Raw genomic sequence first — 11,834 nt, 5'->3', positions numbered from 1 at the left:
GGACAGTTATTTTAATATAACTAAACCTCTGTATTGTCATCATTCGCGGTCGGGCGAGCGCTAAACCGCTTCGTTACGAGCCATACTCGAACGGCACTGGCAAGGCCCGGGGGAGTATCGGATTTGATTCGTTCTGCATCGATCTGCGCCACTATAGCGTTGACCGGTACATCTGCAGCCGATGCGGCATCTTTCAGCATTTCCCAGAACAAGGGCTCCAGACTGATCGACGTCTTGTGACCGGCGATCTGCACTGAGCGTTTGACGGGTGGGTGGTACGGAGGAGATTGCATTGCACGCAAGTTGATAAAGTACATTCGGTGCGGCGTCTTTAGCTAACTCTATGGAAGCCCCTAAAACGGCAACACTCCGCGGCTCGTGCGGGGTTTTAGGCAATTTGGTTTCACGATTTGAAAAAGCGTCATCCAAGCTAACGCGACGCGCGCGCAGGAAGGTCCTCGCATTTTTTGGGCGCAGCAGCGACCATATGCTGCGCAGCACCGCCTTAGGGCAGGCCCCATTCTCGCAGTAGTCCTGCGCATGATGCGAGTTGACAAGCTCAACCATAAGTCTAGTTGATAATGCAACTGACTCGCAATAGCATCGAGTCGGAGGAGGAATTAGCTTTGAAAAATCCACGCGCCCGACGGTTCACTACTCTTGCCGTCAGCACCCTAGCATTGATGATCTCGCAGGCGGCCTTTGCCGCCGACGAAACCGAAGGCTCCGAAGACCAACCCAATGATAAAGACACGATTACGGTAACCGCCACCCGCGCGCCGGTAACGATCGCTGATGCGCCAGCGACGGTCACAGTCATCGATTCCGAACAGATCGCTGATGAGCTTGCCACCGACATTCGCGATCTGGTCCGTTTCGAGCCGGGCGTCACGGTGCGCCGTGCTCCGGCTCGTTTTGGCGCCGCGCTTGGCACAACTGGCCGTGCGGGCAACGAGGATTTCAACATTCGCGGGATCGGCGGCAATCGCGTGCTGATCCAAGTGGATGGCATTCGCTCTCCGCAGGGTTTCAGTTTTGGCGCGCAAAGCGTCAGCCGCGGCAACGCAACCGACATCGGCTTAATCAAATCAGTCGAGATTCTGCGCGGCCCGGCCTCAGCTTTCTATGGCAGCGACGGCCTATCCGGCGCGATCAGCTTCACGACTTCGGACCCCGAAGATTTGATCGAACCAGGTGCGAATTTCGGCGGTTTCGCCCGTGCACAATATAGTTCCGCTGACAGTGAATTTGCCGAAACTGTCGCGGTCGCCGGGATGACCGGCAACATTTCGGGAATGCTTGCCTATTCGCGGCGCGATTTCCAAGAACTCGACAATCAAGGCACAATTGATGTTGAGGGACCGACGCGGACGACACCAAATCCCCAAGATGGGTTCTCCAACGCATTTCTTGGCAAGCTGGTCTGGAACGACGGCAACCATCGGATCCGCCTGACTGGCGAGTATCTGGCGCGAGAAGTCTTCTCCGACGTGCTGTCAGGCCGCGGCCCGGTATTTCTGTTTGGCCCGACCCCAAGCTGGATCGTCGATAGCCTAACCGCAACCGACACGACCGAGCGCAAGCGCGCTTCGGTGGATTGGACATGGCAAGAGGACATCGCCGGCAGCGGTTTCCTCGATTACGCGCATATCGCGGCCTATTGGCAGGACGGCAATGACGTTCAATTTGCCGATGAGGATCGCTCGCCAACCGGCACGACGCCGCGCCCCGATCGGGAGCGCCTGAATACGTTCGACAACGAAGTGTATGGCGGTACGGCGGATTTCCGCGCCGGCTTCGACACGGGCGCTACTTCGCACACGCTGTCGCTTGGCGGTGATGTCAGTTGGACTACGCAGGAAGGTCTTCGTGATGGCGTTGAGCCGCCTTTCGGGGAAGTCTTCCCGGCGCGGGCTTTCCCGGTTACCGACTTTACGCTGGGCGGTGTGTTCATTGGCGATGCTATCGAGATCGGCGATGGCGCATTCACGCTCTATCCGGCGATCCGTTACGACTTCTATGATCTCAACCCGACCGATGATCCGCTGCTCCCGAATTTCAATGAAACAGGCCAGAGCGGATCGCGTTGGTCTCCCAAAGTCGGGGCCGTTGTCAAGCTGGACGACAATGTTCGTGTGTTCGGTAATTATGCTCAAGGCTTCCGTGCGCCGACGCCAAGCCAGGTCAACAATTTCTTCGAAAATCTGGCGTTCGGCTACACTTCCGCACCCAACCCTGACCTTGAGCCCGAAACGAGCGAGACTTTCGAACTGGGTGTTCGCTACACAACCGATACGATCAATATTACGCTGACGGGGTTCGCCGCCGACTACGACAATTTTATCAGTCAGGAAGCGGTCAGCGGAACGGGTACACCCTTCGATCCGACCGTATTCCAATTCATCAATCTGGACAGCGTGAAAGTCGAGGGTGTCGAAGCGAAGGCATCGTATCAGGCGGATAACGGCTTCCGCGCACGTTTTGCCTTGGCCTTGGCTGATGGCGAAGTCCGTTCCCCCGGGGCACCGGCTTCGGCTTTGTCCACCATCGATCCGTTGAATGTCGTTTTCGGTATTGGCTACCGCGATCCGGACAACAAATTCGGCGGCGAGCTAATTACGACCTACAACGCTCGCAAACCAGCTGCTGACGCGGTGGGTGTCTGCAACGGTACCTGCTTCCGCCCGGACGAGTTTGCCATTTTCGATGCTACCGCCTTCTACAGGATCGGCGACCAGCTGACGGTTCGCGCGGGTATCTTCAACATCACTGACAAGAAATACGCTTACTGGAGCGATGTTCGCGGGCTGACCACGGCATCGACCATCACCAACGCTTTCACCCAGCCGGGCCGCAACGCCAGCGTTTCGCTCAGCTTCCAATTCTGACCGCGCCATTTCTGTTCAAGAGGGACATCATATGAAATATCTGACAGCAACACTCGCCGCCGTTCTTTGTGCAACCACCGCTTCGGTAGGCGCACCACTACAGGCTCAAGGACAGGCTCAGGTCGATGAGGCAATGCAAAGCGCCGAGCAGCAGAAATTTGAACAGGATCGCGCAGCTATTCTCGCGATGACGGGCGATTATAAAGTCCAGTTCAAGTTTACTGAAACGGTTGCGTTCACTGAAGGCTATGAACCCAAAGACCCGTATCTTTCTGGCGGCTATGAGATCGTCCGCGTGATCGAGGATCGCGGCGATTTTATCAGTCTGCAGCACATCCTTGTCGTTGGCGGTGAACAGAAGATGCCGATCAAGCACTGGCGGCAGGATTGGCAGTACCAGCCCAAGAAAGTGCTGAACTTTATCGGCGGCAACGCATGGGAAATGCGCGATGTCAGCGAGGATGACAGCGCAGGCAACTGGTCGCAGGCTGTTTATCAGGTTGACGATTCCCCGCGCTATGGGGCGGTCGGACATTGGAGCCACGAGAACGGCGTTTCCGAATGGGTCCCGCCCGCAGAATGGCGTCCGTTACCCCGCCGCGACATGACGAAGCGCGATGATTATCATGCGGTTGTGGCGATGAACCGCCATGCGATTACGCCCGATGGCTGGGTGCATGAGCAGGATAATTCCAAGCTTGCACTCGACGGCGAAGCCCGCGTGTTGGTGCGCGAAGTCGGAGTGAACACTTACGTCAAGAGCGACGCCTTCCCGACCGAAGTCGGCGATGAATATTGGACGAAGACCGCAGCCTATTGGGCCGGCGTCCGCGATATCTGGAACCGCATAGAAGCGGCGGGCAAACCATTTGCGCTCACGCAAAAGGGTGAACCTGATCAGCTGTATATGCCGCTAATGGGCCTCGCCAGCGAAGTTGCTGCAGGAGATAAATCGGCTAATGCAGCGATCATCGAAGCCAAGGCTGTGATCGCAGACAAGACGACAACCGATCTGCCACCATTGGCTGCGCGACTGCGTGAACCGGCTGAGAAAACCGACTATTGAGACGGATGTATGAGAAGCTGGGGGCGCAAAAGAAAGCGCCCTCAGCATCATTAATACATATGCTGTCCGCCATTGACGCTCATGGTTGAGCCGGTGACGAAGCCGGCTTCTTCCGAGCAGAAGAAGCCAACCGCGCGCGCGATCTCACTGGCTTGGCCGAGGCGTCCGACGGGAATCTTGGCGACGATCTTTTCGAGGACCGGTTCGGGCACAGCGGCGACCATATCTGTGTCGATATAACCAGGTGCGATGGCGTTTACAGTCACGCCGAATTTCGCGCCTTCTTGCGCCAGCGCTTTGGTGAAGCCGTGGATACCCGATTTGGCAGCGGCATAGTTTACCTGACCATACTGCCCCGCCTGACCGTTGATCGAGCCGATATTGACGACCCTGCCCCATTTGCGCTCGCGCATGCCGGGGAAGCAGGCTTTGGCCATGTTGAAACACCCGCCCAGATTGACGCGCATCACTTCGTGCCAGTCATCATAGCTCATCTTATGCAGCGTACCATCGCGCGTGATACCAGCATTGTTGACCACCGCATCTATCGGCCCGAGATCGTCTGCGACTTGCGCGCATCCCGCGAGTGAGGCCTCGTGGTCGCCGACATCCCATTTGTACGCCTTGATGCCGGTTTCCGCGGTAAATTGCTGTGCCTTCTGGTCATTGCCGCCATAATTGGCTACCACGGTGAAGCCGCTATCGCGCAAATTCTCGCAGATTGCTCTGCCGATGCCGCGGGTGCCGCCGGTTACGATTGCCACACGTGTCATTTCACTCACCTCTTTATCGCTGCATTGCTACTGGCGACATCCGCCTGTGCCGTAGCGTCATGCAATAGGTGAGCCTGCGGCCAACACAACAAAAAACCCTGCCAAAGCAGGGTCGAGCAGCCTTGTGAAATCGAATTCTTGAAGCGCTTAGAAGCGGAACTGGGTTCCGACATAGACAGCTTGGTTGTCCTGAACATTGTCAGTCAGCGGAGCAATCCGGTCGCGGTCTTGCGACAGACGGACACCTGCGGTCACATCCAGATTCTTAGTCACGCGATATGCACCGCCAAGATCAACCATTTGTTCGCCTTGGCCTTCAAGAGTACGCGGTGCGCGGCCAAGATTGCCGTTATTCTCAAGCGCGATACGCGGCTTGAAGCGGCTTGGCTTGTCTGGTGCAGTGCTTTCGATCGGCTTGTAATCAGCCAGATCGGGCATTTCGATCGATCGAACACCGGCTGGCATTTCCGCAGCAAGCTTCGGCGCCTTGGCGAATGTCTGATAACCGCGCGCAATGCCAAGATTGTAGCGTGTCGGGGCAATCGCAACGCTGCGCGGTCCAGCTTTGGACTGCGCGATTTTCGCGGCGGAGCGTACTGAGATAACCCGTGCGGTCTGATCATCAACGCGTACGGCGACTGTTACGGTCTTGTCGCGGATTGCAGCAGTCCCTGCAGGAGTGAAACGCAGATCAAGGCCTTTGGCGCGGATGCTTTCAGCAACGCGGCGAGCCAGTTTTGGATCAACAGTAGACGGGGTGAAGAGTGCGAATTCGGCTTTACCCGAGTTGGCACTTGCCACTTCGGTGTCACCAAGGGCCAGACCAGCGCTGGGCACAGCGAGAGCGACAGCAGCAGCAGCGCCAAGCGCCATGCCGATCTTGCCAATCCCTGCCATGTTAGCTGGCTTTGCCATTAATCTCGCCCGTTTTCCTCTCTGCATCAGACCCCAATTGGCCTGAACATTTGCTGACTCTCGCGCATCAAACTCACAATACATACGAATCAGATCAGCACTAAGTTACATTTGCCCTGCGAAATGACCAGCTTTTCCACAGTGCCGCCGCGATGTTGTGGAGCAGTGTTGCAGGAGTCCCACAAAATTATCGCGGATTAAGCCGCTATTCACGCCCGAGTCGGCTTTGTGCCGCCGCCAGCGGGGTCACTTCCGATCCTTTTGCGCGTTGAGGCTCATGCGGTGAAATTGCCTGCTATGCCTTGCCGCGCCGTGTTGGCGGGTTATAGAGGCCCTAACGCCGTTAATAGGACAATGTGAAATCACCATGAGCGCACACACAATCTTCGCTTCCCGTTTTTCACGCATGCTGCTCGTGACAGCTGCGCTTGGTAGCCTTGCCGCATGCGGAGGGGGGCGTGAGCGCCCATCTGCCGATTTGGCCGCGTCACAACTGACCACGATTGGCGTCAATTCCTACCTATGGCGCGCGGCGCTCGATACTGTTGCTTTCGCTCCACTACTACAAGCCGATAGTGCGGGTGGCGTGATCGTGACCGACTGGTACGCGAACCCGACGAACCCCGGCGAGCGTGTGAAAGTTACTGTGACCATTCTGGATCAAGATCTGCGCGCTGACGCTTTGCGCGTCGCGGCGAGCCGTCAAGTTGCGCAAGGCGGCGGCTGGGTCGATGCTCCGGTTCAAGCTGCCACTGTGCAGAAGCTGGAAGATATCATCCTGACCAAGGCCCGCGATCTTCGCCGGAAGTCTTTCAAAAGCTAAACATGCGGCTCTGATGAGCCGGACGGGAATTCTATGACCGAGAACCGTTTCGATCCGTCAATAGCGGACGGGCGCTGGCAACGCGCATGGGACGAAGCGCGCTGTTTCGAAGCTGACAGCAATAGCGACAAACCGAAAAGCTATGTGTTGGAGATGTTCCCCTATCCCAGCGGGCGCATCCATATCGGCCACGTCCGCAATTACACGATGGGCGACGTGCTGGCGCGCTATAAGAAGATGCGCGGGCACGAGGTGCTCCATCCGATGGGCTGGGACGCCTTCGGAATGCCAGCGGAAAACGCGGCGATGGAGAAAGGCGTTCATCCGGGCGGCTGGACGCGCGACAATATCGCTAACATGAAAGCGCAGTTGAAGCGCATCGGCTTTGCGCTCGACTGGAACCGTGAATTCGCCACCTGCGATCCCGAATATTACGGGCATGAGCAAGCACTGTTTATCGACATGTTCAACGCGGGCCTCGTCTACCGCAAAGAAAGCGAGGTCAATTGGGACCCGGTCGACAATACTGTGCTCGCTAACGAGCAGGTGATCGACGGCAAGGGCTGGCGCAGCGGCGCAGAGGTCGAGAAGCGCAAGCTCAACCAGTGGTTCCTCAAGATCACCGATTTTGCGGATGATTTGCTGGACGGTTTGGGCGAGCTGAAAGATTGGCCCGACAAAGTCCGGTTGATGCAGGAAAACTGGATTGGCAAATCGCAAGGTTTGCAGTTCGCGTTTGAGCTGTCAGACGGCCAAAAGGTCGAAGTCTATTCGACCCGTCCTGACACGATTTTCGGAGCAAGCTTTGTCGCCGTCGCTGCGGATCATCCGATCGCGCAGGGCGTAGCGGTGGATAATTCGGACGCGCAGGCATTTATCGAGAAATGCAAGGCAGGCGGGACCACGGCTGCGGAACTGGAAACGGCCGAGAAGCTTGGTTTCGATACTGGTATTGCCGCCCAGCACCCGCTCGACCCCAATGTTCAATTGCCGGTCTATGTCGCGAATTTCGTGCTGATGGACTACGGCACTGGCGCGGTGATGGGCGTTCCCGGCCACGATCAGCGCGACTTTGATTTCGCCAAGAAATATCAACTGCCGATTGCGCGCGTTATCGCCAGCGATCCGGCTGATGCGGATTCGCCGTTGACCGAGGCTGAATCCGGAGACGGCGTACTCGTCAACTCGCAAAGCTATGATGGCATGACGGTTGATGAGGCCAAGGCAGCGATCATCAGCAAGCTGGAGTCTCAAGGCTGCGGTGAAGGCAAAACCGTCTGGCGGCTGCGCGATTGGGGGGTTTCGCGCCAGCGTTATTGGGGCACGCCAATCCCGATCATTTACAGTCCGGATCATGGGCCAGTGCCCGTACCCAAAGATCAACTGCCGCTAGAGCTGCCCGAGGATATCGATTTCGAAGAACCCGGCAATCCACTCGATCGGCATCCGACATGGAAACACACGACTTGCCCGATCAGTGGTAAGCCTGCGTTGCGTGAGACCGATACGCTCGACACTTTCACTAATAGCTCATGGTATTTCCTGCGCTTTGCGAGCCAGCCTGGAGACAAGCCGTTTGATGCGGAGGAAGTCGCCAAATGGCTTCCGGTCGAGCAATATATTGGCGGGATCGAGCATGCGATTCTGCACTTGCTCTATGCCCGCTTCTGGACACGCGCGCTCAAACATATGGGTCAGATCGACTTTGGCGAGCCGTTCGCGAGCCTGTTCACGCAGGGGATGGTCACGCATGAGACCTATTCGCGCCAAGACAGTGGTCGCGAGGTTTACTTTACTCCGAGCGAAGTAGAGCGCGGCGGCGAGAGTGCGGTTCTGAAATTGGATGGCAAGCCGGTCGACATCGGCCGGGTCATCAAAATGTCGAAGTCGAAGAAGAATGTCGTCGATCCTGATGACATTATCGAGACGTATGGCGCTGATGCGGTGCGCTGGTTTATGTTGTCCGACAGTCCGCCAGAGCGCGACCTTCCGTGGTCCGAAGCGGGCATCGAAGGCTGCTCGCGCTTCGTGCACCGGCTGTGGCGTTTGTTCGGTCAGTTTGATGCAGGCGCATCGGGTGATGACAAAGCGCTTGCTCGCAAAACCCATCAAACCATCGCGGCGGTCGCTGACGATATCGAAGCCTTGTCTTTCAACAAAGCCGTGGCGCGTCTCTACGAACTCACCGGCGCGACCGAGAAAGCCAAGCCATCCACAACGCGCAACGAAGCAATTCGCACAATCCTGTTGCTCGCATCGCCGATGATGCCACACCTCGCTGAAGAGGCTTGGGAACAGCTGGGTGGCGAAGGTCTAATCGCTGAAGCTACGTGGCCCGAAGTCGACGAGGCACTGCTAGTCGATGATGAAGTGACCATCGCCATCCAGCACAAAGGCAAGCTGCGCGATACGCTAACAGTCGCCAAAGGGTTGCCCAAAGATGAGATGGAAGCGCTTGCACTGGCGAGCGAGAAGGTCCAGCGTTTGCTTGATGGAGCGGAGGTTCGCAAAGTGATCGTAGTGCCTGACAGATTGGTCAATATCGTCACATGATGCGGGCCGCCCTAGCCTTGGCTTTGGTGCTTCCACTATCCGCCTGCGGCGGATTGCAGCCGATGTATGCTGGCGGCAGTCAGGGCGCCGTTGCGCAAGGGCTTGGCTCAGTCGAGGTCGCACCCATTGCAGGCCAAGCGGGCTGGTTGGTGCGCAATGCGCTACGCGACCGGCTCGGTATCGTGCAAGATGGCGCCACGAAATACCGCCTCGAAATCCGGCTTGATGACCGGCTCGAGGGCCTTGGCGTATTGGGTGATGATACGATTGGCCGCGAGCGCCGTATCCTGCGCGCGCGTTATCAATTGGTCGATCTGGCTGACGGCAATATTTTGCTCGACGCCACTGCGGGTTCCGACGCCGGTATCGACGTGGTTTCCAGCGAATATGCAACTATCGCAGCCGAGCAAACTGCGCTGGAAAACCTCTCCCGTGAAGTTGCCGACCGGATCGTAACGCAGGTTGCTTTGACGTTGCGCGCGCAATCTTGAGCGTGCGCCAATGAAGCCAGCCCAATGAAGCGAGCACGATGAAGGCCACCCAAAAAGACTTCGGATCAGTAGCGCAACGCGCCGCGAAGGAGTGCTCGGTCTTCTATTTTTGTGGTCCCGATGAGGCTGGCGCCAGCGCCGCTGCGCTCAAAATTGTGTCCATGCTGGACGATCCCGGTGAGCGTCTGGAAATGGCGGGCGTTACGCTGCGCAAGGATCCGATCCTGCTCGGTGATGAGGCACGCTCAGAATCGCTCTTCGGCGACACCAAGCACATCATGGTGCGTGCCAGCGGCGATGAAGCGCTGGATGCGGTTGGTAATCTGCTACTTGGTACGGGCGATGCGTGTCCGGTGCTGATTGTTGCGACGTCGGCGACGGATAAATCGCGCACCGCCAAGCTGCTTGAAAAACGCGATGATGCTTTGGTCGCGATGTTTTGGCCGCCCGATGTGCGCTCGGTCAGCAGTTCGGTGCGGGCGATGGGTGATACGGCGGGCTTGCAGCTCAATGGCGATATTGCCGAACGGATCGCCCGCGGTGCCGGTCTGGATGTGCGGCTGGCGCAGTCCGAGATTGAGAAGATTGCGCTTTATCTCGATGCCTCACCCGAATCGCCGCGCAATGTCGATGTTGCGGTGCTGGACGCAATTGGCGCGAAGACCGAGGATGACGGTTTTATGCCGGTGGTTAATGCCGTGCTTTCGGGCGAAACCAAGAAGCTACAGGCTGAACTGGTGCGGGTGCGCGAATTGGCGATTAATCCGGTTGGCTTGTTGCTGGCGTTTGAGAGGCGTGCCGCACAATTGGCCAGCCTATCAGCAAAGATCGGGCCGCGCGGCGATATTAGTGGCGTGATACAGTCGGAAAAACGCGCACGCCGGATTTTCTGGAAGGATGAACGCGATCTGGCTGTCCAGCTTAGACGCTGGCGCGGGAAGAAACTGGACAGACTACTCAGCAAACTGCTCGAAATGCATCGATCGCTGTTGTCGAACAACCAGTCCGCGGAATTGCTGCTATCGCAAGGTCTGACCGAGATCGCCCGCGCGGCGGCACCGCGCCGTTAGCACCAGTTTTGGGGTCAGTTTTCCGGGACCGAGAAGGTGCCCGATACGCGGCCTGTATTGCTGTCAGTTGTCGTTTCGCCGGTTACTGAAGACGAACCGCTCGCGCGGCCATCGACACTCGAGACACCGCTCCGCAAATCAATCACGAGGCGTCCGCCGCTCAGCGTGTCACCGCCCCGGCGTATGCTGACATTGCCCGCCATGGTTATAATCCGGCGATTGAAATCATAGACCGCGACATCGCCGCTCGCCGCTTCGTTACCGCGCGTGACCTGCACGCCGCCAGTTGCCGTCAGGCGTTGGATTTGGAGTGTTCCAGCATCGCTATAATTGACCAGCATCCGGTTGGAACGAACGGTCAAGCCGGCCTGCCGTACGACCACGTTGCCCGATAAAGCAACGCGGTTTTGCTTGTCCTGCAACTCGATCCGTCCCGCATCGAAATCAACCGGCGCGTTGGAATTATGCGCGGCGATGGCCTGTGCATGCAATTGCATGCCGCCGAGCGCTGCGGCTGTTAGGGTGAAGCCGATCAGCGCGGATTTGGCAGAGTTGCGAAGTGTGGTTTTCATCAGGGTATCCTAAGCTTGCCAGGCACCATGTGGAGCTTGGCATTTCCGTCAAGAGCGACAACGCGCTCTGACAGGTCGACTTCGAGTCGGTCGGCGGAGAATGTGCCAGCCGGTACCGCGCCTGATACACCGCCTGAGCCGGCGAGTTTCTTCGTTTGAAGATCGAGTCCGACTCCGCTTGCGGTCAGGCGATAACCATCAGCAGCGATGACTTTGATCTCGTCAGGAACATCGACCTGGCGTTCGTCTATTGCATAGCTTCCGGCCGCTGCGCTGACGCGCGCTGGGCCTTCTGGCAGCAACAGCCGCGCGACCAAATCGTTCATCCGGACGATGCCCTCGCTGTCCGATTTCTGTACGGCTTCTCCCGCGGTAAGCGAGAATGGGCGGCCTTCATCATCTTTCCCGCGATAGAGTGCATTTTCGACCCGCAGACGCTCATCGATCATCGCGACCTTGTTGCGGTCGAGCAGGAAACTGACTTCGCCGCGCGGCGACAAAGGTGTGATAATCATCAAGGCGGCGAGGACGCCGACACCCATTGGCAGGACTTTGGCGAGAAACCCGACTAGCTTGTCATGCGAACCACCGGGCACAGCAAAATGTTGCCGCGCGCTGCGCAGCTCCTTCGCTTCTGCCGTTTCGATCCGCCTTTGGGTGCCCATCGTGTGGTAATAGCCTTA

11 protein-coding genes are annotated in these 11,834 nt (G+C 57.6%); 6 read left to right on the top strand and 5 right to left on the bottom strand.

Going from position 1 to position 11,834, the window contains the following annotated elements:
• Positions 1–20: 20 nt before the first annotated feature.
• The gene (locus tag J9777_RS11395) at positions 21–293 is read right to left on the bottom strand and encodes a ribbon-helix-helix domain-containing protein (RefSeq protein WP_209349548.1); all 273 of its coding nucleotides are present in this window, start codon (positions 291–293) and stop codon (positions 21–23) included.
• Between the two features lie 333 nt (positions 294–626).
• Between J9777_RS11395 and J9777_RS11390 the strand changes: the two genes are divergently transcribed.
• Positions 627–2,888 (top strand): TonB-dependent hemoglobin/transferrin/lactoferrin family receptor, encoded by a 2,262-nt coding sequence (locus J9777_RS11390; RefSeq protein WP_245228718.1) that lies wholly within the window; start codon positions 627–629, stop codon positions 2,886–2,888.
• A gap of 31 nt (positions 2,889–2,919) precedes the next feature.
• Positions 2,920–3,954 (top strand): DUF6607 family protein, encoded by a 1,035-nt coding sequence (locus J9777_RS11385; protein WP_209348947.1) that lies wholly within the window; start codon positions 2,920–2,922, stop codon positions 3,952–3,954.
• Between the two features lie 50 nt (positions 3,955–4,004).
• Here the strand turns inward: J9777_RS11385 and phbB are convergent, their stop codons facing one another.
• Together phbB and J9777_RS11375 are read right to left on the bottom strand one after the other, a co-directional pair.
• Positions 4,005–4,727 carry an acetoacetyl-CoA reductase gene (phbB, locus tag J9777_RS11380; RefSeq protein WP_209348946.1) on the bottom strand — a complete coding sequence of 241 codons (723 nt, stop codon included), beginning with the start codon at positions 4,725–4,727 and terminating at the stop codon, positions 4,005–4,007.
• Positions 4,728–4,874: 147 nt separating this feature from the next.
• Entirely contained in the window at positions 4,875–5,642 is a 768-nt protein-coding gene (locus tag J9777_RS11375) for a hypothetical protein (RefSeq protein WP_245228717.1), read from the bottom strand.
• 406 nt (positions 5,643–6,048) lie between these two features.
• On the opposite strand from J9777_RS11375, the gene J9777_RS11370 reads away from it, so the two are divergent.
• From J9777_RS11370 to J9777_RS11355, 4 genes are read left to right on the top strand one after another with little or no spacing between them, the layout of a single operon-like run.
• Entirely contained in the window at positions 6,049–6,465 is a 417-nt protein-coding gene (locus J9777_RS11370) for a DUF3576 domain-containing protein (protein ID WP_245228787.1), read from the top strand.
• A gap of 33 nt (positions 6,466–6,498) precedes the next feature.
• A complete protein-coding gene (leuS, locus tag J9777_RS11365) occupies positions 6,499–9,018 on the top strand; it encodes a leucine--tRNA ligase (protein ID WP_209348944.1) in 2,520 nt (839 codons plus the stop codon).
• The gene (gene lptE, locus J9777_RS11360; RefSeq protein ID WP_209349545.1) at positions 9,018–9,509 is read left to right on the top strand and encodes an LPS assembly lipoprotein LptE; all 492 of its coding nucleotides are present in this window, start codon (positions 9,018–9,020) and stop codon (positions 9,507–9,509) included. The genes leuS and lptE overlap by 1 nt, the downstream gene beginning before the upstream one ends.
• 38 nt (positions 9,510–9,547) lie before the next feature.
• A complete protein-coding gene (locus J9777_RS11355; RefSeq protein ID WP_209348943.1) occupies positions 9,548–10,579 on the top strand; it encodes a DNA polymerase III subunit delta in 1,032 nt (343 codons plus the stop codon).
• A 14-nt stretch (positions 10,580–10,593) separates the two neighbouring features.
• Here J9777_RS11355 and J9777_RS11350 read toward each other — a convergent pair whose 3' ends face one another.
• Together J9777_RS11350 and J9777_RS11345 are read right to left on the bottom strand one after the other, a co-directional pair.
• The gene (locus J9777_RS11350) at positions 10,594–11,151 is read right to left on the bottom strand and encodes an LptA/OstA family protein (protein WP_209348942.1); all 558 of its coding nucleotides are present in this window, start codon (positions 11,149–11,151) and stop codon (positions 10,594–10,596) included.
• The gene (locus J9777_RS11345) at positions 11,151–11,816 is read right to left on the bottom strand and encodes an LPS export ABC transporter periplasmic protein LptC (RefSeq protein ID WP_209348941.1); all 666 of its coding nucleotides are present in this window, start codon (positions 11,814–11,816) and stop codon (positions 11,151–11,153) included. Before J9777_RS11345 ends, J9777_RS11350 begins: the two co-directional genes overlap by 1 nt.
• Positions 11,817–11,834 lie beyond the last annotated feature (18 nt).

Source organism: Pontixanthobacter sp. CEM42, assembly GCF_017812015.1.
Taxonomy (GTDB): domain Bacteria; phylum Pseudomonadota; class Alphaproteobacteria; order Sphingomonadales; family Sphingomonadaceae; genus Pontixanthobacter.
Note: the sequence above shows the minus strand (reverse complement) of the source record. Positions and strands in the feature narration are given on the sequence as shown.

What these genes read in the sequence shown, in the direction of transcription:
- J9777_RS11395 (WP_209349548.1), bottom strand. Translation starts at nt 293, where the DNA reads ATGCAATCTCCTCCGTACCACCCACCCGTCAAACGCTCAGTGCAGATC.
- J9777_RS11385 (WP_209348947.1), top strand. Translation starts at nt 2,920, where the DNA reads ATGAAATATCTGACAGCAACACTCGCCGCCGTTCTTTGTGCAACCACC.
- phbB (WP_209348946.1), bottom strand. Translation starts at nt 4,727, where the DNA reads ATGACACGTGTGGCAATCGTAACCGGCGGCACCCGCGGCATCGGCAGA.
- J9777_RS11375 (WP_245228717.1), bottom strand. Translation starts at nt 5,642, where the DNA reads ATGGCAAAGCCAGCTAACATGGCAGGGATTGGCAAGATCGGCATGGCG.
- J9777_RS11370 (WP_245228787.1), top strand. Translation starts at nt 6,049, where the DNA reads ATGCTGCTCGTGACAGCTGCGCTTGGTAGCCTTGCCGCATGCGGAGGG.
- leuS (WP_209348944.1), top strand. Translation starts at nt 6,499, where the DNA reads ATGACCGAGAACCGTTTCGATCCGTCAATAGCGGACGGGCGCTGGCAA.
- lptE (WP_209349545.1), top strand. Translation starts at nt 9,018, where the DNA reads ATGCGGGCCGCCCTAGCCTTGGCTTTGGTGCTTCCACTATCCGCCTGC.
- J9777_RS11355 (WP_209348943.1), top strand. Translation starts at nt 9,548, where the DNA reads ATGAAGGCCACCCAAAAAGACTTCGGATCAGTAGCGCAACGCGCCGCG.
- J9777_RS11350 (WP_209348942.1), bottom strand. Translation starts at nt 11,151, where the DNA reads ATGAAAACCACACTTCGCAACTCTGCCAAATCCGCGCTGATCGGCTTC.
- J9777_RS11345 (WP_209348941.1), bottom strand. Translation starts at nt 11,816, where the DNA reads ATGGGCACCCAAAGGCGGATCGAAACGGCAGAAGCGAAGGAGCTGCGC.